We start from the raw sequence: 19,346 nt of genomic DNA, 5'->3' as shown, positions 1-19,346 counted from the left end.
CGGCGCTCAGGCGAAGCGCTGGCGCCGCGTCGCGTCGTGAATTTCGCCGACGAGCTCCTCGATGACGTCTTCCAGGAAGACGACGCCGAGCACGGTGCCCGCGTCATCGTGAATGCGGGCGAGGTGAATGCCTCTCCCCTGCAGGCGCGCGAGCACGTCTTCGAGTTCGGTACCCGCGTGCACGGATTCCATTTCGCGAATGCGTTTACCCGGGATCGGTTGCGTGATGCGGTCTTCGCCGAGCCGCACGAGGTCTTTGATGTGGACGTAGCCGACAAGCTCACCATTCGCATCGGCGATCGGGTACCGCGAGAATCCGTGACGCGCCACCGCCGCCTCAACGTCTTCTGGGGTCGACCCGGCGGGCAGCACCACGAGTCGATCCGAGGGCACCAGCAAGTCTTGCGCGCGCTTCGTGGTGAACTCGAACGCCGCGGTCAGCGCGCCGCTGCGGTCTTCGAGCACGCCCTCCCTGGTGGAGTGGCTGACGATACTCGCCACCTCTTCCAGCGTGAAGGTGCTGTTCGTCTCCGACTTCGGCTCGACCCCGAAAAGCCGCAGCACGCCGTTCGCGATCGCGTTCAACGCCGCAATGATGTGCCGGAAAATGCGTGAAATCGCCACCAGAGGCGGTGCGAGCAAGAGCACCGCGCGATCCGGCATCGAGAATGCGGCGTTCTTCGGCACCATTTCGCCAAATACAACGTGCAAATACGAGACGCCAAGCAGGGTCAGCACGAAGGCGACGATCATAACTGCCTGGTCGGAGATACCCGTCCAGTGCAGCGGACCCTCGAGGAGATGGTGGATCGCTGGCTCAGAGACGTTCAGAATGAGCAGCGAGCACACGGTGATGCCGAGCTGGCTTGTCGCAAGCATCAGCGTCGCGTGTTCCATCGCATAGAGCGCCGTCTGTGCACGCTTCGACCCGGCCTCAGCCTTCGGCTCAATCTGCGAGCGCCGCGCAGAGATGACGGCGAACTCCGCGCCAACGAAGAAGGCATTGGCCGCGAGCAGCACGACCAGCCAGACGATTCCCGCCCAGTCACTCATGCGCGATCCCCCTCGCTCGGAGCCACAGCGGTGGGCGGGCTCGTGTACTGCAGCCGAGCAATGCGGCGGCCCTCCATGCGCATCACGCGCAGGGTGCCACCGTCTGGCAGCTCGGCTTCATCACCGGCCACAGGAATACGACCGAGTTCGTGGAGCACGTAACCCGCGGCCGTGTCGTACGCGTCGTCTTCTGGAATCTCGACTCCGGTCTGCTCGCGCACCTCGTCTGGGCGCAGATCAGCGGGAAAACTCATTTGCTCCGCTGTACCGACGACGCCGGCCGCGGCTCGGTCGTGCTCGTCAGCGACCTCGCCGACGATCTCTTCGACCAGGTCTTCGAGCGTCACGATTCCGGCCGTACCGCCATACTCGTCGGCCACGATCGCGAGCTGGAAACCGCTCGCGCGCAGCTCTTCGAGCAGCTGATCCAGGTGCATCGTCTCTGGCACGCGCACTGCGTCTTCCATCAGTGCCGCCACCGGCACGTCACCGCGCTTCGCGCGCGGCAGGGCGACCGCCTGCTTCACGTGCACCACACCAACGATGTCGTCGCGATCCTCGTCAATGACCGGGAAGCGGGAGAACCCGGTGCGACCCGAAAGCTCGAGGATTGCCTGGGCAGGTTCGAGCCGCTGCAGGCTCTCGACCTTGAGCCTGGGGGTCATCACATCGCCCGCCGAGAGTTCGGCAAACCGTAGCGTGCGATCGAGCAGCGTCGCTGTGTCAGCTTCGAGTAGCCCGGCGCTCGCCGAGTGCCGCACGAGCGAGGAGAGCTCTTCGGCCGAGCGAGCACCCGACAGCTCCTCCTGCGGTTCAATGCCGAGCGAGCGCAGGATGCCGTTCGCGCTGCCGTTCAGTACCACGACGGCGGGCTTCAGCGTCGTCGTGAATGCAGCCTGAGCCGGCATCACCAATCGCGCTGTCGCAAGCGGCCGTGAGATCGCGAAGTTCTTTGGCACGAGCTCGCCCACGATCATTGAGAACACCGTCGCAACGGCGACCGCGATCGGCGCGCTGATCGCGCGCCGCAAGTCTTCGGGGATTCCCAGCGCACCGAGCGGTGCGTCAAGGAAATTGCTGAGCGCCGGTTCGAGCGTGTACCCGGCCAGCAGCGTCGTGAGTGTGATGCCCAGCTGCGCGCTCGACAGATGGGTCGAGGTGCGTGACAGGCCGCGGATCACGCGGTCAAGCCCGCGCTCCCCCGCGCCGCGCCGCCGCTCAAGATCTTGGCGATCGAGCGCGACGAGTGAGAACTCGGAGGCAACAAAGATGCCCGTGCCGAGTGTGAGTACCACTCCAATAAGGAGGAGGAGCCAGTCGCTCATCCACGGCCCCAGAAATGGACGAAGTGCCGCGCCACAGCGCGGCAGGTACTCGGAGGGTCAGAGGGTCTTCGAGAATCAACATCCATAGCCCTACGAGATTACCACCAGAACGGGGTGATCGCGCTGGGAGTATCAGCGCATTCGGCCACGGAAAGGCGTAGGCTTGTCGGCGGTACGGCTCAGAAGCCAGTACCTCCGACTACATCAATCTTGCAACTGGTGCACGAACGAGAGGAAGTCGCTTTGGCGGAGCGCACGGAGACCACCAATCAAGCTGGTCCCGCAGGAGATTTCGGCGCGAATGCGTGGCTAGTGGACGAGCTCTGGAAGCAATTCCAAGTCGACAAGAACGCGGTGGATCGGTCGTGGTGGCCGGTTCTTGAGAAGTACGGCGCAGATCAGTCAGCGGCAGCGACGCCGACGGCGCCTGTGACCGGCGGCGCTCCGGCGACCAGCCCGATCACAACACCGACGCAACCCGCCCGCACCACGAAGGCGGCGCCACGCGTCGCCCCGATTCCGGCAGACGCCCCCAGCGCCCGCGGAGCAAAGGTCGAGCAGACCGCGCCGGAGGCAGACCGCGTCACGCCGCTCAAGGGTATGGCCCGCACGCTCTCCAAGAACATGGATCAGAGCATCTCGGTGCCGACCGCCACAAGCGTTCGCACGATCCCGGCGAAGCTGCTCATCGACAACCGCATCGTCATCAACAACCATCTGCGTCGCAGCCGCGGTGGCAAGGTGTCGTTCACGCACCTCATCGGCTGGGCGCTGATCCAGACGCTGAAGGATTTCCCGAGCCAGAACGTCAGCTACGCCGAGGTCGACGGCAAGCCGTCACTCGTCGCCCCGGCCCACATCGGGCTTGGCATCGCGATCGACGTGCCGAAGCCTGACGGCACGCGCTCGCTCCTCGTGCCATCGGTGAAGCGCGCCGAGGCGCTCGACTTCAACGAGTTCCTCGCCGCCTACGAAGACATCGTCAAGCGCGCCCGTGACAACAAGCTCACGGCAGACGACTTCCAGGGCACCACCATTTCGCTCACCAACCCGGGCGGCATCGGTACGGTGCACTCCGTGCCGCGACTGATGCCCGGCCAGGGCAGCATCATCGGCGCCGGTGCGCTCGAGTACCCCGCAGAGTTCCAGGGCGCTTCGCAGGAGATGCTGAACCGCCTCGGCATCTCGAAGACGATTACGCTGACCAGCACGTACGACCACCGGGTCATTCAGGGCGCCGGGTCGGGCGAGTTCTTGAAGCTCGTGCACGAGCGGCTGATCGGCAAGCACGATTTCTACGAAGAGATCTTCGCCGCGCTGCGCATCCCGTACAAGCCAGTGCAGTGGGCCTCCGACATTCACGTCGATGTGTTCGGCGCCGTCGACAAGACCGCACGCGTGCAGGAGCTCATCAACTCATTCCGCGTGCGCGGCCACCTCATGGCCGATGTCGACCCGCTTGAGTACGTGCAGCGCACGCACCCCGATCTCGAGATTGAATCGCACGGGCTCACGTTCTGGGACCTCGATCGTGAATTTGCGACCGGCGGCATCGGCGGCAAGCGCACCATGCCTCTCCGCGACATTCTCGGCGTGCTGCGTGACTCCTACTGCCGCAAGATCGGCATTGAGTACATGCACATTCAAGATCCGGCGCAGCGCCTGTGGCTCCGCGACCAGCTCGAGGTGCCCTACGCCAAGCCGAGCCACGACGAGCAGATGCGCATCCTCGAGAAGCTCAACGAGGCCGAGGCCTTCGAGACCTTCCTGCAGACGAAGTACGTCGGCCAGAAACGATTCAGCCTCGAGGGCGGCGAGACCGTGATTCCGCTGCTCGACGCAATGCTCATTGACGCGGCAGAAGACGGCGTCGACAGCGTCGACGTCGGCATGGCCCACCGTGGCCGCCTGAACGTGCTGTCGAACATCGCCGGCAAGACCTACGGACAAATCTTCCGTGAGTTCGAGGGTGCCCAGGCGAAGAAGGCCGGATCGGGTGACGTCAAGTACCACCTCGGCACCTCCGGCGTCTTCACCGCGCCGAACGGTACCCAGGTGCCGATCCACCTCGCGGCGAACCCCTCGCATCTCGAAACCGTCGACGGCGTACTCGAGGGCATCGTGCGCGCAAAGCAAGATCTGAAGCCGATTGGCTCGTTCACCACGCTGCCGATTCTGATTCACGGCGACGCCGCGATGGCCGGTCAGGGCATCGTGTACGAGACGATGCAGATGTCGCAACTGCGCGGGTACCGCACCGGCGGCACCATTCACATCATCATCAACAACCAGGTCGGCTTCACGACGCTGCCGCTCGATTCGCGTTCCACGGCGTACTCGTCGGACATCGGCAAGGTCGTTCAGGCTCCGATTTTCCACGTGAACGGTGATGACCCCGAGTCGGTCGTGCGCGTCGCGAAGCTCGCGTACGAGTTCCGCCAGCGCTTCCACATCGACGTCATCGTCGATCTCGTTTGCTACCGCCGGCGCGGGCACAACGAGGGAGACGATCCCTCGATGACCCAGCCGCTGATGACCGACCTGATCGAGGCTAAGCGTTCGACGCGCCGCCTCTACACGAGCGCGCTCGTCGGTCGCGGCGACATCACCGAGGAAGAGTACGACCGGGCGAAGCAGGACTTCCAGGATCGCCTGGAGCGCGCCTTCCAGGAGACGCACGCGGCGCAGACCGGTTCGATCCCCGTGATCGACAACAGCGGCATCGGCGAGAACGCCGGAGCGGCCGGCCGCTCGGACCAGGTGTTCGAAACCGCCGTCGATCGCACCGTGATCGAGCGCATCGGCGACGCGCACGCGAACAAGCCCGAGGGCTTCACCGTGCACCAGAAGCTGCAGCAACTGCTGAACAAGCGCCTCGAGATGAGCCGCGAAGGCGGCATCGACTGGGGCTTTGGCGAACTGCTGGCACTCGGCTCGCTGCTGATGGAGGGCACCGCGGTGCGCTTCGCGGGTCAGGATGCCCGCCGCGGCACCTTCGCCCAGCGGCACGCAGTGTTCCACGACCGGGCAAACGGCCAGGAGTGGATCCCGCTGCTCAACCTCTCTGAGGAGCAGGCGCGATTCTGGATCTACGACTCGCTGCTCTCGGAGTACGCTGCGCTCGCCTACGAGTACGGCTACTCGCTGCAGCGCGAAGACGCACTCGTGCTGTGGGAAGCCCAGTTCGGTGACTTCGCGAACACGGCGCAGGCCGTCGTCGACGAGTACATCGCCGCCGCCGAGCAGAAGTGGGGCCAGCAGTCCTCGGTCGTCATGCTGCTCCCCCACGGCTACGAGGGTCAGGGCCCCGACCACTCCTCGGCGCGTATCGAGCGCTACCTGCAGCTCTGTGCCGAAGACAACATGATCGTGGCGCGTCCTTCGACGCCCGCGAACTACTTCCATTTGCTGCGTCGCCAGGCATACGCCCGGCCGCGCAAGCCGCTCATTGTGTTCACGCCGAAGTCGATGCTGCGCCTGCGCGGCGCAACGTCGGCGGTGGAAGACTTCATTCAGGGCGGGTTCCTGCCGGTGATCGATGACCCGGTGGTGACCGAGCCAGCACGCGTCGAGCGCGTGCTGCTCGTTGCTGGCAAGGTCTACTACGATCTCCGCAGCGCACTCGAGAAGAACCCTGACCCCCGCGTTGCTGTGGTGCGTGTCGAGCAGTTCTACCCGATCCCCGCCGTGCAGATGGGTCGCGTGCTCGCGCAGTACAAGGGCGCCGAGCTGGTGTGGGTGCAAGACGAGCCAGAGAACCAGGGCGCATGGCCCTTCATCTCGCTCGAGCTCTCGAAGCAGCTCGCGAACGATCGCATCAGCGTCGTGTCGCGCGCGGCCTCCGCTGCCCCCTCAACGGGTTCGGCGAAGGTGCACGCGGTTGAGCAGGAGGAACTGATCTCCCGCGCACTGCGGTTTGACGGCGACGCCTAGGAGCTGATGTGCATCAATCGTTGATCGGGGACTCGCCGAACACACCCGCTGTTTCGGCGGGCCCCCACATCAGCGGTATTGCGCAGAAGATTGCCACCGCAATTTCGGTCGGCATGCTCAGCGTCGGCGAACGGCTTCCACCAGAGGCCGATCTCGCCGGTCAGTTCGGTATCGCGGTGGCGACGCTGCGGAAAGCCCTGGCTGAACTACGTGCCGAGGGCATTGTCGAGACGCGGCGCGGGCGCAACGGTGGCACGTTTGTGGTGCAAGCTCCGTTCCCGTCCGGTGACACCCTGAGCGCGTCGCTGATGCGCACGAGCACCACCGCCCTGCGCGACTTTTTTGACGAGCACGCTGCGGTCTCTGGCATGGCCGCGCAGCTCGCCGCAGAGCGGACGCCGCCCGAGGCGCGCACACGACTCGCGGAGTTCGCCTTCCTCGCCCGCGAGGCGCGCACCGTACGAGACCGGTCGCTCGCCGACAGCCGGTTCCACTTCGAAGTCGCTGTACTCAGCCAGTCGCAGCGTCTACTGACCGCCGAGCAGCGCCTGCAGTCCGAACTGTCACCGTTTCTCTGGAGCGACGCTATCTGTCGCGCGTCAGTGCAGCGCGCTTTCAGCGAGCACCTCGACATCGTGATGGCGATCGAGCAGCGCGATGCGCGCCGCGCTCAAGATCTCGCGGTGGCGCACGTGCGGGGCAACATGCGCCTGATCATCGATGGGAAGATCGCCCTCAATCGCCGCGCTGTCGCCGGCCGAGCTGGCGACAGCGCAGGCGACAGCACCAACGAAGGCGAGCGCTGAGTGATGACCAAGACCGCCGTGGTTCACGATGTCATCGAACGCGTCGATGCGTGGTTCTCTGAGCGCTTCACACGCCTCACCCGTCTCGCGACCGAACTGATTCAGGTGACGTCGCTCGACGGGCGCGGCCACATCGAACTCACGGAGGCATCACGTAAGCGGCTCAAGTCGGTCGCCGTTCGGTTTCTCGCCGGTGACGAAGTGATCGACGGCTGCGGGCTGATCTTCGCGCAGTCGGCGCTCGGCACCGACAACGGTCAACTCGAGTGGTGGGTGCGCGAAGAGGAATCTCGCTTCGCTCGGTATTCGTTCGGCGTCGTCCCGGGTGGCGACCGCTACTACGATTACTCTCACCACGAATGGTTCACGCGCGCGTTTATCGACGGTGAAACCGCGATCGTCGGGCCGTATATCGACTACCTCGGCATCGAGGCCTACGTTGTGACCATCACGGTGCCCGCCGAGATTGACGATGTGCGCATCGGCGCCGTCGGCAATGACCTGCAGGTCGCCGATATGGAGGCCGCGCTGCTGCCTGAGCTGCTGCGCTCAACCACCGAGATCGCGCTGGTGGGCGCGCGGGGCACCGTACTCTTCGGCACCTCCTCGAAGTTCATCTCGGGTGACTTTGTACCTCCCGAGGTCGACGGCTATGAGAGTGTGGCCGTCGGGCCCGACGGCGCCGGGTTGCGCATCGTCTACGCCGTGGCCTGAACCCGCGCTCGCTCGTCGACAACCCGCGCAAAGCGCTCGGCGACATCGCCCCACACCCGAGTCAGTTCTGTCTCAGCCGCCGCTACCCCTGCAACGATGTCGGCCGGATCGCGGTCGAGGCGGCGCAAATTCTCGGCGTCTTCGAGCACCCACTCGGCCGCCGTCGCTGCCGTCGCCTCCGGGTGAAACTGCAGGCCCCACGCTGCTGTTCCGAGCGAAAAGACCTGGTTTGGGCATTCCCCACTCGATGCCAGCACTCGCGCAGCGGGCGGCAGCATCGCCACCTCGAGATAGTGCCACTGGACGACGGGAACCGTCGTGCCCGCGAGCACACCAAACAGCGGATCGCTCTCACCGCCCGCTGACCCGTGATCCGAAAATGTCACCGCGCCCAGGCCGATCTCGGGGCCCTGAGACATCTCGCTAACCCGCCCGCCGCGAGCGACCGCCAACAGCTGCGCCCCGAGGCAAATACCCAACGTCGGTACGCCGTTAGCGACCCCCTCACTCAGGAGACCGCGCACCCGAGGGAGCCACGGCGCAACCGAATCGTCTTCCGGGCCCATCGATCCGCCGAGCACGACCAGGCCGTCGTAGCCGGTGAGCGACTCGGGAATCGAGGTCGCCCGATCGGCGCTGCACACCTCCACGCGCGCACCGTGCGACGCGAGTCGCTCGGCGATGGCGCCGAGGCCCGCGTTCGCCTGGTGCTCGATAACAAGCATGCGCGGCTGTATCGGCCGTTCAGCGTAGGCCGCCGCCCGATGCACCAGCCAGTCGAAAAGCGCCTGGTGCTGCGGGTCGCTCGCCGCGGTGTCTTCGGGGTGCCACTGCACTGCGATGAGCTCACGGCCCGGCACCTCGATGGCCTCGACGATACCGTCGGGCGCCCGACCAACCTCTCGCACGCCCTCGCCGAGTCGAGCAATGGCCTGATGGTGATACGACGACACCGTCATTGTGCTGGCGCCCAATACTCCGGCGAGCGCCGAATCGGGATCGAGTTCAACGGGGTGCACGTCGTTTCGATGCGGGCTGCCGGGCGGGAGGTCTTGCACGAGTGTTCCCCCGTGTTCGACGTTCAACAACTGGAAGCCCCGGCAAATCGCGAGCACCGGCACGCCGATCTTCAGAGCGGCAGCCATCATGTCGGCCTCGAACTGATCCTGCGCCGGGAAGTCGGCTGGCACCGTCGCCGCGTCTGCCCGACTGCCGTATCGCGCGGGATCAATGTCTGCGCCGCCCGGCACAAGCAGACCATCGAGCCCGGCAAGCCGCTCCACGGGCGCCAGCGCGCTCTCGGCGAAGAGCGTAATCGGTTCTCCCCCGGCACGCACCACCGCGCGCAAAACCGCGGCCGAAACGGCGCTGCCGTCGAACCGCAGCCCGTGCACGCGGTTCGACCACATGCCGGTGACCCCGATCCGCGGCGCGTTCACTGGCCGGGCTCACTCACGAGCGGAAACGGCAGCAGCGGCATCCAGCGCTGCCAGATCCGTTCCAGTTCACCGTCGGCGACCGCCGCCTCAAGAGCCGCGTTCAGCTCCGCGCGTAGCGCCTCGTTCCCCGGCGCTACGCCGACGCCCCAGCGATTGCCGGTCTGCACCGTGAACGCCTCAACGAAGTCGGGGTCCTCCGCAGCCAGCGGCACCATCACCACATCGTCGTCGACGAAGCCGTCGATGCTGCCACTGCGCGTCGCCTCAATCATGTCTCCGAAGACATCGTCGCTCGCGCCGAAGCTCACGAGTTCAACGCCCGGAAACGTCTCGGCCAGTTTCATATTCGTGGAGTGCGCGATAGCGCCGATGCGGTACCCCGCCAGCTCAGCGGCGGAGCGCACGGGGTCGTCCGCGCGCACCACCAGCGACTCGTTGAACACCGCATACGGCCGAGTAAAGTCGACGAGCGCGGCGCGCTCCGCCGTCTCGCCCTGGCCGCACCACACCGCGTCGGCGTCACCGCGGCGTACGGCCGGGATCATCTCTTCCCAGGGCAGCATCACCCACTCGACGCGAGCACCGATGCGCGCCGCGATAGCCGCTGCCGCGTCAGGCTCGTATCCTGAGCGGTCAATTCCGTTCGGGCTTTTCGCGAAAAGTGGCAGCGCCTCCGAGTCAATGCAGGCGAGTCGCAGAACCCGCTGCTCCCGCGCGCTCACGGGATCGCCTCCCAGTACTGGTCGAACTCCCACTGCGTAATCTGCCCGCAGTAGCGCGCCCACTCGTCTCGCTTGAGCTGCAGGAAGATACGGGTGAGCTCCTCGGGCATCGCGCCCATGAGGTAGTCATCGGCCTCGAACGCTTCGATCGCGCTGCCCAGGGTGTTGGGCACGACGACATCGTCGAGCAGCGCGCTCGGCACCCCGGGCTCCCCTGGCTCGAGCGCGGCCTCAATACCGTGCTCGATGGCGGCGAGCAGGTACAGGTGGGACAGGTACGGGTTCACGCTCGCGTCGGGCAGCCGGTATTCCATGCGGCCGTTCGCCGAGATTCGGATCGCGACGCCGCGGGTATCGAGACCCCAGTCGGCTCCCGAGGGTGCGAACTGGCCAGCGTCCCAGAATCGCTTGTACGAGTTCACGGTCGACGCCATGACGAGCATCGAACCCGGGGTGTGCAGCAGCATCCCGCCGATTGAATTGCGCGCGATGTCGGTGGCGTGTAGTTCGACTCGGCCGTCTTCGACGACGTTCTCTTCGCCGTCTGCTCCCGTGCGCCACAGGCTGAGGTTGTGGTGGCACCCGTTGCCCATTTTGCCGTTGTAGGGTTTCGCCATGAAGCTCGCCTGCAGCCCGAGCTCGCGCGCCACCTGCTTGCACACCTGACGGTAGGTGGTCATGCGCTCGGCGGTGAGCTCCGCGCGGTCGTACTCCCAGTTGAGTTCGATCTGGCCCGCATCCTCGTAGTCGCCCTGGATCATCGTGAACCCGAGTGACTGCGCGTACGAGATGATCCGCTTGTACACCGGCCGCATCTTTTCGAGGTTCTCGACCTGGTAGGCGGGGCTCTGGTCCTCCTTCGTGACCACCTCGAGCCCCGGCCCTGTCCACGTCATCTCGGGCTCGAGACCGCTTCGCAGTTCGAGGCCGGTGCGCTCGGTGAAACCGCGGTGTGCCGCGGTAAACAGCGCGCGCGTGTCGAGCGGGATCAGGCGACCGCCCGCGTCACCCAGGTGCGGCGGATCATACGCGGTGCAAAACATGCGCCCCACCTCGGGGTCCCACGGCAACACCTGGAACGTTTCGGGTTCAGGCAGCCCCCAGAACTCGTGCGCGGCGACGCCACCGCCAATCAACTCGCCCTCGCGACTCGTCTGCAGATCGGTGAGCGCCGTGCGGTGAAACGCGATTCCCTTGCGCAGCATCCGCTCGTAGTGTTCGGCCGGCACGACCTTCGCTACCGTGCGACTGCCGAGGGTCGGGATCATGTAGTAGATGTACTTCACCCCCGTTGCCCTGATGCGCTCAGCGAGCGCATCGAGAACCTCAGGTTGGAGGTTTGCCTGCTGGTGGCGCTCGAACGCCGTCGTGTCGTCGAGCAGGGCTCGCAACGCGGCGCCGAAGCGGCCGCCCGAGGAGAATTCAGACATGGTGGTCCTTTCAACATTGGAAGGGAAAAACGGGGAGAGCGCTGGGTCACCGCACGGTGAAGGTAATCGGCAGCGCGATCGGGCCGTGGTTGCCTGAATCGGGCAGCCACCTGTCGCCACCTGGGCAGCTGATGTTCGTGAACGCCTGCGCGAGCATCGGCAGCGCTACGCTCATATCGGCGCGGGCGATGAAGTGACCGATGCACTTGTGCACGCCACCACCGAAGGTGTGGTGCTGCTTGCGTCCGCTGACCTCGATGTCGATATCTGGGTCGGGGAACGCCTCGGGATCGGTGCCACTCGCCATTGTGAACAGGTGCACCGTCGTGCCCTTCGCGATGTGTAGGCCCTTGAACTCGAAGTCTTCATTGGCTTCGCGGGTCACCCAACGAGTCGTCGGATTCACGCGAAGTGCCTCCTCAAGGGCTGGTCGCGTCAGCTCCTTCGGGCGCGCGGCGAGCAACTCCCACTGCGCTGGGTTGCGCATGAACGTCTGCAGGATCAGGCCGAGCTGATTGCGCGTCGTATCCATGCCGCCGAACAGCATGAGCACGAGCGCGTTGCGCAGCTCGGCGTCGCTCAGGCTGTCGCCGTCGCTCTGACTGACCTGCAGCAGCTGCGACACCATATCGTCACCCGGTTCGCGCCGCCGCTCATCAATTAGCTGGTCGACGAAGTCGTACAGCTCACGCACGGCGACGTCGACCCGCTCGATGTCTGCCTTGATAGTGACGCTCAGCGCGTATCCGACCGTGTTCGCGCGCGAAGCAATGAACGGCCAGTGCTCGTGCGGCAGGCCCATCATCGCGCAGAGCGCGCGCGTCGCAAACGGTTCGGAGAAGTCGGCTACGAATTCGACCTGTTCACCGCGCTCGTGCTGTGCGGTCATGTCTGCGATCAGTTCTTCCGCGATCGCGACGAACGCCGGTTCCAGCCGGCGGGCGACCCCGGGTGAGAACGCAGGGTTCAGGAGTCGGCGAATGCGGTCGTGCTCCGTGCCCTCGAGCACGAGCAGGTTCTTCGCCCACCAGTCGTAGAAGATGCCGGAGTGCACGCCGTGGTGATCAGGCCATTGAGCACTGCCCTGATTGAGGCTCGGGTGCTTGAGCAGCTCAGTGACCTCCTGGTAGCGCAGCACGCCGTAGCCGTAATTGGTGCGGGCATACCAGCTGCGCTCACGCGCATCGCGCACGGCCTCCGAGTTCATCGCGAAGTCGGGCGACGCAATGTCGAGGTAGGGCGCCGTGTCGGGGTTCGGCTGTGCGGTCATTCGTACTCCTTCGTCGAATTCGCTCCGGCGACGTGCTACGCCTCCGGATATAAATAAGTTACTCATACATGTTTTAAAACGCAAGTAGTGAGGTAATTTTGCTGACCAATATCGAACTAGCCACCATAAAACATTCTTAGATGGCGTGTATTGAGATACACTGACCGCACGTCCCCTGACGCGCATAGTCGCGCGTCGCATCTAAGACTGTGAGAAGGAGCCGCGATGACGCCGCACCCGAAGATCGCGATCGTGGGCAGTGGACCGGCGGGCTGCTACCTCGCGCAGTCACTGCGACGTTCCCTGCCAGACGCAGAGTTAACCGTCTTGGATCGCGCCGCAGCACCGTACGGGCTCATTCGCTACGGCGTCGCACCTGATCACCAGCACACCAAGGCCATCACCCGTCAGTTCGATCGCCTCTTCCAGTCCCCTGAAGTGCGCTTTGTTGGTGGCATCGACATCGACACGGACGTGACGCTCGCAAGTTTGCGCGAAATCTTCGATGTCGTGGTGCTCGCAACTGGACTCCCCCTGGACCGCGCGATCACGGTTCCCGGCGCCGAGCTCGCGGGCGTGTACGCGGCCGGTGAGATTGTTCGCGCGTTAAACGCGCACCCGGAGGCGGCGAGCGCGCAATTGCCGCAGCTCGGCACCGATGTCGTCGTGATTGGCGCCGGCAATGTCGCTCTCGACCTGGTGCGTTTTCTCGTGAAAGACAGGTCGGGGTACATCGGCAGTGACGTGCACGACGCCGCGCTCGAGCAGTATGTAGCGGCACCCGCCCAGCGCGTCACCGTCGTGAGTCGATCTTCGGCGGCGGAATCCAAGGGCGACCCGCAAATGCTGAGCGAGCTCGCGACGCTGCCGCGGGCGAGCTACGCGGTCACTCATGCCGGGCGAAACGACACCACTGAGTCGCACGACGATCGCACGATCACCGCACGTCTCGCCGCGATCGCTGCGCTCGCTGACCCCGCCCGGGGCACGCTACCCGGACCCACGGTGTCGCTGCGCTTCGGCGCACTGCCGACGCGCATTCTGGGAACCGAGCACGTCACCGGCATCGAACTCGCCTGCGGCACCGAAACGGTGACGGTACCGGCCACGGCGGTCATCACGGCCATCGGATTCCGTCCGGCAGTTGGAGCCGAGGCGACAACCGCCCAGACGGCCGCGGGTGTCATCGCGTCGCTGCCGGCGAATCTCACCACCGGCCGCATCGAGCGCGGGCTCTATCGCGTCGGTTGGGCGCAGCGCGGGCCCCGCGGGGCCATCCCCGAGAACCGCGCTTCGGCAAAACTGGTCGCCGACGAAATCGTCGCGGATCTGGGGGCACGCGCGCAGCCCAGTCTGGCCGTCGGCTTTGCCGGGCTCGACGCGGAGTTGCGCACGCGCGCCATCGACTTCTCGCAGTGGCTCACGCTCGATGCGCACGAGCGTGCGACTGCCCCGACCGGTCGCGTGCGCCAAAAGGTGATCTCGCACACGGCAATGATCGACATCGCACGAGGCGGCGCACACGCTGCCCCGGGCGCGAGCGCACCAACAGCATCGGCCGAGACTCCTCCGGCCCCTGGCCCTGATCCGAAAGGAACACCGTGAAATTCACCATTCTCTACGGCACCGAATCCGGCAACTCCGAGCTCATCGCTGAAGATCTCGGCGACCACCTGCGTACCGAACACGACGACGTGATCGTGCAGGACCTGCAGCACACCAATCCGGCCGAGATCACGGCCGATCGTTTGGTTCTCGTGGTGTGTTCCACGCACGGCGCTGGCGATCTGCCGAACTCAGCGGAGCCCTTCGCTCGCGCCTTCGATGCCGATCCCCCGGAGCTCACCGGCGTGCGCTACGCGATGTTCGGGCTGGGTGACCGCTTCTATGAGGAGACCTACTCGCAGGGCAGCGAGCACATCGACCGCCGATTCGCGGCACAGGGTGCGGAGCGCATCGGGCCGTACGGTCGACACGATGCCTCCTCGTGGGACGTTCCGAGCGACACCGCGCTTGAGTGGCTTCCCGAGGTGCTCGCCGCTGCAACCGCCGACGCGAACGCCTAAGTCAATGCCTCACCCGCGGGCGCGGGCGAGGAGTTCCCCGAAGATCGCGCGCCGATCGGCGGGGTCTGCCGCCGGCTCCTCGGGGTGCCACTGCACCCCGATCGCCCAGGTCGCGGCGCGGTGCTCGGTCCCTTCGACTAACCCGTCGCGGGCGCGGGCGCTCACGCGCAGAGGTGATCCGACCGCGTCGACCGCTTGATGATGACCGTTGCGCACCGTCACGTCCGTGCGGCCCAATATCTCCGCGATCTTCGAGCCGGGCTCCAGCCGCACGGGTTCGTCGACGAACAGCGGCTCACCAGCGCCGCCGTGGTGCAGCGCAAACTCGGCGATATCTGGGATCAAGGTGCCGCCGAAAGCAACATTGAAGAGCTGTGATCCGCGGCAGATCGCCAGCACCGGCAGGTCCTGTCGCACTGATTCTCTGATCAATTCGATGCAGTAGCGGTCAGCGCGCACGTCGACGCCGTACTCATTCGCGGGCGGCTCGCCCGCATACCCGTAACAGCGCACATCAACGTCGCCACCGCCCAGAAAGACGATCCCGTCGGCACCGTCGAGCACCCCACGCGGATCGGCCAACGATGTCGCCGCCGAGTCCACGAGCTGCGGGTCGCCGCCCGCCGCGCGCACCGCGTCAAACGCGATCTGCGTGAACGACTCCTGCAGATCATGCGCCCCCTGATCCATGCCGGGGAAGGTGAGCGAAACCACCATTTTGATCACCGGCACGGCTCTGGCACCGGCAACGGCATCGGCATCGGCATCGGCATCGGCATCGGCATCGGCAAATTGTGCAGCATCGACGCGCAGATCACTCACGGGAACTCCTTCGACTCGCGTCAGGTCCGGGCGACCGCTAACGCGGTCACCCGGACCTGGATCGTTGTGGATGGCGACGCTTCAGGCGTCGACGGTGATGCGGATCGGACCGCTCGCGTCGCCCGAGGGTGCGTCGCCGCGCAGGTAGGCGCGCGACACGAGCATGTAGATCCAGCCAGCACCAATGACACCGACGGTCGTGAGAATCAGCAGGTAATCTTCACCCCAGCCGCCGCCCGTCGGGCGCGGCCACAGAATGTTCACGACGGCCGCAACGCCCCAGATCAGAGCGATGATGTTGACCGGGTAGGCCCACCCCCGTAGCCGGAATTTGCCCGCCGGTTTCCAACCGAGAATGCGAGCGCGCAGCGCCGCGAGCACGACCATCTGGAAGCCGACGTAGATGCCGACCGTGCCAAAGCCAACCATCGCGGTGAGCGCATCCTCGAGCAGCAGCGACAGCACGATCACGATGCCCGGCAGCAGCGCCGCGGCGACCAGGGCGTTGTTCGGCACGTGGCGACGCTCGTTGAATGCTGAGAGCACCTTCGAGGCGGGGAGAAAGCGATCGCGCGCCATTGAGTAGATGAGGCGGCTCGCGGCGGCCTGCAAGCTCGTGATGCACGAGATGAACGCAACCGCAATGACCAGCATCACGAGCGGGAAGATAGGCCCGAACGCCTCGGTGAGCAGCACGCCGATGGGGTCGGCGACCTCGCCAGAAGCGACGGCAGCGAAGTCTGGCACAGCGAGCACGAGTGAGAATACGAGCAGGTTTGCCGCGAAGCCGCCGATGTACAGCGTCAGTCGCATCGCCTTCGGTACGCGCTCGCTCGGGTTCTTGATTTCTTCGGCGACGTCGCCGTTGGCCTCGAACCCGTAGTACGCGAACATGCCAATGAGCGCGGCGGCCGCGAACGCACCAAAGTACCCGCCCGGTGCCGCATCGCCGATCCCCTGGTTATCGAACAGTACGGTCCAGTCGTGCTGACGACCGAACAGCAGCAGATAGCCACCGATGACGACGGCGCCGAGCATCTCGGCGACCAGGCCGACCGTCGCCGCGTAACTCAACACCTTCGTGCCCGAGAAGTTGAGGAACGTTGCCACGACGAGCGTGCCGAGCGCGACGAGCACGGTGCCTCCGGCGTCGAGCGTGCCGCCGAACACCGAAGCGACGAACGGGGCAGCGCCGTACGCTACCGCTGCGATTGTGCCGATGAGCGCGACCACGTAGATCCAACCGTTCATCCACGCCCACTTGCGGCCCCACAGCCGGCGCGACCACGGATACACACCGCCCGCGACGGGATAGTTGGACACCACCTCGCCGAAGATGAGCGCGACGAAGAACTGGCCGATCAGCGCGATCACGAGCGCCCAGACCATCGGCGGCCCGGCCTGGCTGAGGGAGATTGCGAACATCGAGTAGACGCCCGCGATCGGTGACAGGTAAGTGAACCCCAGGGACACATTGCCCCAGAAGCTCATCTCCCGCTTAAACGTTGTGTCGTAGGTGTAGCCGAGTGACGCCAGGTGGGCTGCGTCTGCATCGTCAGCTACGACGGAATGGTGCTCTGACATGGTCGCTGGTACTCCTTCGTACATCGACAACGGTCGCGCCACGTCTCTGCGAGGTGGCGTGGCTTAGAACCTACCCTTAGATGTTTTATTCATCAAGTATCAGAACGATCTTTTCGTGTGTGGGTCACGTGTTGTCGATATTTCATACATCCATAAATGAAATATTCACGCGCGCAAAACACGAATCGCGCCAGGGAACGCTCGATTCCACACCCCACTCCCCTGAATTTCCAATACGTCCCGTGGGAAGATGAGGGACAGATAATCGCGAGCGGCGCCGAGACGCGCACCGCTCTGGACTCCGAAGGAGCCCGCATGCCCACTTTCGATCGCGAGCGCGACCTCGACGCTTCTTTTACGCCGCTCACTCGGCCGCTGAGCCTGCGTGAGACGGTGCTCGAGCAACTGCGCACCGCGATCATCACGGGCCGACTGGCCGAGGGAGAGGTAGTTTCGGCACCGGCGCTCGGCCTCACCCTCGGAGTCTCTGCGACGCCCGTGCGCGAGGCGATGATGGACCTCGCACGCGAGGGCCTCGTTGAGACGCTGAAAAACAAGGGGTTCCGCGTCACCGCGATGAGCGAGAGCGACCTCGACGATCTCGCGCAGATTCGGCTACTCCTCGAGCCTCCGGTAATGCGCGTTGTCGCGGGCCGAATCCCTGAGCACGAGCTCCCGGCCCTCCGCCTGCTCGCGGACGCGTGCCTCGACGCGGCAGAGCGCGGTGACCTCGAGGAGTACCTGCGCAACGACCGCGAATTTCACGCGCTCGTACTGACCTACACGGGCAACGCGCAGTTGGTGGAGCTCGCGACGTCACTGCGACGGCGCACCCGCCTGTACGGCATCGGATCGCTCTCGCGGGAGGGTCGACTGGCCGACTCGGCGCGCGAACATCTCGAGCTCATCGATCTCCTCTCAGCCGGGGACGGCGCGGGCGCTGAGGCGGTGCTGTGCCGCCACATCTCGCACGCGCGCACGCTCTGGGCCACGGGCGACGACGAGGCCTGATCCACCGCCGTTGTGTGACCGCACCAGCACCAGCACTAACACCAGCACCAGCGCGGCAATTTCGATCACATTGCCCCACTATTGGTCACACACCCAGTAGACTGTGGCAACGTCGTTCGTAGACAAGTTCGCAGACAAGGGAGTACCGATGACCACGTGGCGCATGCCGATCGAAGCACACGAGCAGGAGCGCCTCTGGCTCGCCTGGCCCACGAGCGGCTATACGCTCGGTGACACCGAGGCCGAAGCCGAAGAGGCTCGCACCACCTGGGCGGCCGTCGCAAACGTGGCGAGTGAGCACGAAGCCGTGACAGTTGTGGTGAACCCGGGCGACGAGGCCGTCGCATCGCGGTACCTCTCTGCGCAGATCGACCAACTCGTCGCTCCACTGAATGACGCGTGGATGCGCGACATCGGCCCAAGCTTCGTCATCGGCGACGACGGCCGACTCGGTGCCGTGAACTTCGTCTTCAACGGCTGGGGCAATCAGGACTGGGCTCAGTGGGATCACGATCAGCACATCGGCCGCATCGTTGCTGAGGCCGCGGGCGCCGAGCTCGTGAACTCCGATATGACCAACGAGGGCGGCGGCATTCAGGTCGACGGCACTGGTCGCGTCGTCATCACGAAGACCGTGCAGCTCGATCCGGGCCGTAACCCCGGCTGGACAGAAGCACAGGTTGAGGCAGAACTCGAACGCACCATTGGCGCCACGAGCGCTCTCTGGCTCCCCCGCGGCCTCACGCGTGATCACGACACCTTCGGCACGCGCGGCCACTCCGACATCCTCGCCGCCTTCACGAGCCCCGATCTGCTCCTCATGCATCGGCAAGACGCCGAGTCGCACCCCGATCACGTGATCGCCCGCACGAACCGCGATTTCGCCGACCGCTACCGCGACGACACTGCCGGCACGTTCGAGATCCTGGATCTTCCCGCGCCCTCGACGCTCCGCGACGACGACGGCTTCGTTGACTACAGCTACATCAACCACGTCGTTATCAACGGTGCGGTGCTTGCCTGCGCCTTCGACGATCCTGCGGACGACCGCGCGCTCGCGATCTTGCGTGAGGCTTACCCCGGCCGCGAGGTCATCGGCATCGACGCACGCCCGCTCTTCGAGCGCGGCGGCGGCATCCACTGCATCACGCAGCAGCAGCCGCGGGTGTAG

The 19,346-nt window shown here is 65.4% G+C and carries 15 protein-coding genes; 7 read left to right on the top strand and 8 right to left on the bottom strand.

Going from position 1 to position 19,346, the window contains the following annotated elements; translation table 11 throughout:
• Positions 1 to 6 precede the first annotated feature (6 nt).
• The gene (locus ACFWHR_RS05715) at positions 7 to 1,053 is read right to left on the bottom strand and encodes a hemolysin family protein (RefSeq protein WP_382447300.1); all 1,047 of its coding nucleotides are present in this window, start codon (positions 1,051 to 1,053) and stop codon (positions 7 to 9) included.
• Positions 1,050 to 2,378, bottom strand: coding sequence for a hemolysin family protein (locus ACFWHR_RS05710; protein ID WP_382447299.1), 1,329 nt, complete (start codon positions 2,376 to 2,378; stop codon positions 1,050 to 1,052). The genes ACFWHR_RS05715 and ACFWHR_RS05710 overlap by 4 nt, the downstream gene beginning before the upstream one ends.
• A 243-nt stretch (positions 2,379 to 2,621) precedes the next feature.
• Between ACFWHR_RS05710 and ACFWHR_RS05705 the strand changes: the two genes are divergently transcribed.
• Genes ACFWHR_RS05705 through ACFWHR_RS05695 form a run of 3 tightly spaced genes read left to right on the top strand, consistent with a single transcriptional unit; the run spans position 2,622 to position 7,831 of the window.
• A complete protein-coding gene (locus ACFWHR_RS05705; RefSeq protein ID WP_382447298.1) occupies positions 2,622 to 6,311 on the top strand; it encodes a multifunctional oxoglutarate decarboxylase/oxoglutarate dehydrogenase thiamine pyrophosphate-binding subunit/dihydrolipoyllysine-residue succinyltransferase subunit in 3,690 nt (1,229 codons plus the stop codon).
• Positions 6,312 to 6,319: 8 nt separating this feature from the next.
• Positions 6,320 to 7,117 (top strand): FadR/GntR family transcriptional regulator, encoded by a 798-nt coding sequence (locus tag ACFWHR_RS05700; protein ID WP_382447297.1) that lies wholly within the window; start codon positions 6,320 to 6,322, stop codon positions 7,115 to 7,117.
• A 3-nt stretch (positions 7,118 to 7,120) separates the two neighbouring features.
• Positions 7,121 to 7,831 (top strand): cache domain-containing protein, encoded by a 711-nt coding sequence (locus tag ACFWHR_RS05695; protein ID WP_382447296.1) that lies wholly within the window; start codon positions 7,121 to 7,123, stop codon positions 7,829 to 7,831.
• Here ACFWHR_RS05695 and ACFWHR_RS05690 read toward each other — a convergent pair.
• Genes ACFWHR_RS05690 through ACFWHR_RS05675 form a run of 4 tightly spaced genes read right to left on the bottom strand, consistent with a single transcriptional unit; the run spans position 7,816 to position 12,692 of the window.
• Entirely contained in the window at positions 7,816 to 9,270 is a 1,455-nt protein-coding gene (locus tag ACFWHR_RS05690) for a gamma-glutamyl-gamma-aminobutyrate hydrolase family protein (protein WP_382447295.1), read from the bottom strand. The two genes, ACFWHR_RS05695 and ACFWHR_RS05690, sit on opposite strands and share 16 nt — an antisense overlap.
• Positions 9,267 to 9,992, bottom strand: a complete 726-nt coding sequence (locus tag ACFWHR_RS05685) for a substrate-binding periplasmic protein (protein WP_382447294.1) — start codon at positions 9,990 to 9,992, stop codon at positions 9,267 to 9,269. The genes ACFWHR_RS05690 and ACFWHR_RS05685 overlap by 4 nt, the downstream gene beginning before the upstream one ends.
• Complete coding sequence (locus ACFWHR_RS05680; RefSeq protein WP_382447293.1) at positions 9,989 to 11,422, bottom strand: glutamine synthetase family protein; 1,434 nt, start codon at positions 11,420 to 11,422, stop codon at positions 9,989 to 9,991. Before ACFWHR_RS05680 ends, ACFWHR_RS05685 begins: the two co-directional genes overlap by 4 nt.
• Before the next feature lie 46 nt (positions 11,423 to 11,468).
• Positions 11,469 to 12,692: a cytochrome P450 gene (locus tag ACFWHR_RS05675; protein WP_382447292.1), complete on the bottom strand. Its 1,224-nt coding sequence runs from the start codon at positions 12,690 to 12,692 to the stop codon at positions 11,469 to 11,471.
• Between the two features lie 225 nt (positions 12,693 to 12,917).
• Between ACFWHR_RS05675 and ACFWHR_RS05670 the strand changes: the two genes are divergently transcribed.
• Both ACFWHR_RS05670 and ACFWHR_RS05665 read left to right on the top strand, forming a co-directional pair.
• A complete protein-coding gene (locus ACFWHR_RS05670) occupies positions 12,918 to 14,297 on the top strand; it encodes an FAD-dependent oxidoreductase (protein ID WP_382447291.1) in 1,380 nt (459 codons plus the stop codon).
• Positions 14,294 to 14,758 (top strand): flavodoxin domain-containing protein, encoded by a 465-nt coding sequence (locus tag ACFWHR_RS05665; RefSeq protein WP_382447290.1) that lies wholly within the window; start codon positions 14,294 to 14,296, stop codon positions 14,756 to 14,758. Before ACFWHR_RS05670 ends, ACFWHR_RS05665 begins: the two co-directional genes overlap by 4 nt.
• A 9-nt stretch (positions 14,759 to 14,767) precedes the next feature.
• Here ACFWHR_RS05665 and ACFWHR_RS05660 read toward each other — a convergent pair whose 3' ends face one another.
• Complete coding sequence (locus ACFWHR_RS05660; RefSeq protein ID WP_382447289.1) at positions 14,768 to 15,580, bottom strand: gamma-glutamyl-gamma-aminobutyrate hydrolase family protein; 813 nt, start codon at positions 15,578 to 15,580, stop codon at positions 14,768 to 14,770.
• A gap of 81 nt (positions 15,581 to 15,661) precedes the next feature.
• Positions 15,662 to 17,164, bottom strand: a complete 1,503-nt coding sequence (locus ACFWHR_RS05655) for an APC family permease (protein ID WP_382447288.1) — start codon at positions 17,162 to 17,164, stop codon at positions 15,662 to 15,664.
• 315 nt (positions 17,165 to 17,479) lie between these two features.
• Between ACFWHR_RS05655 and ACFWHR_RS05650 the strand changes: the two genes are divergently transcribed.
• Positions 17,480 to 18,175 (top strand): GntR family transcriptional regulator, encoded by a 696-nt coding sequence (locus ACFWHR_RS05650; RefSeq protein ID WP_382447287.1) that lies wholly within the window; start codon positions 17,480 to 17,482, stop codon positions 18,173 to 18,175.
• A 148-nt stretch (positions 18,176 to 18,323) separates the two neighbouring features.
• Positions 18,324 to 19,346, top strand: coding sequence for an agmatine/peptidylarginine deiminase (locus ACFWHR_RS05645; RefSeq protein WP_382447286.1), 1,023 nt, complete (start codon positions 18,324 to 18,326; stop codon positions 19,344 to 19,346).

The organism is Leucobacter sp. NPDC058333 (assembly GCF_042726155.1).
GTDB lineage: Bacteria > Actinomycetota > Actinomycetes > Actinomycetales > Microbacteriaceae > Leucobacter.
This window is presented reverse-complemented; position numbering and strand designations above follow the sequence as displayed.

What these genes read in the sequence shown, in the direction of transcription:
- ACFWHR_RS05710 (WP_382447299.1), bottom strand. Translation starts at nt 2,378, where the DNA reads ATGAGCGACTGGCTCCTCCTCCTTATTGGAGTGGTACTCACACTCGGC.
- ACFWHR_RS05680 (WP_382447293.1), bottom strand. Translation starts at nt 11,422, where the DNA reads ATGTCTGAATTCTCCTCGGGCGGCCGCTTCGGCGCCGCGTTGCGAGCC.
- ACFWHR_RS05645 (WP_382447286.1), top strand. Translation starts at nt 18,324, where the DNA reads ATGACCACGTGGCGCATGCCGATCGAAGCACACGAGCAGGAGCGCCTC.
- ACFWHR_RS05675 (WP_382447292.1), bottom strand. Translation starts at nt 12,692, where the DNA reads ATGACCGCACAGCCGAACCCCGACACGGCGCCCTACCTCGACATTGCG.
- ACFWHR_RS05670 (WP_382447291.1), top strand. Translation starts at nt 12,918, where the DNA reads ATGACGCCGCACCCGAAGATCGCGATCGTGGGCAGTGGACCGGCGGGC.
- ACFWHR_RS05650 (WP_382447287.1), top strand. Translation starts at nt 17,480, where the DNA reads ATGCCCACTTTCGATCGCGAGCGCGACCTCGACGCTTCTTTTACGCCG.
- ACFWHR_RS05655 (WP_382447288.1), bottom strand. Translation starts at nt 17,164, where the DNA reads ATGTCAGAGCACCATTCCGTCGTAGCTGACGATGCAGACGCAGCCCAC.
- ACFWHR_RS05695 (WP_382447296.1), top strand. Translation starts at nt 7,121, where the DNA reads ATGACCAAGACCGCCGTGGTTCACGATGTCATCGAACGCGTCGATGCG.
- ACFWHR_RS05715 (WP_382447300.1), bottom strand. Translation starts at nt 1,053, where the DNA reads ATGAGTGACTGGGCGGGAATCGTCTGGCTGGTCGTGCTGCTCGCGGCC.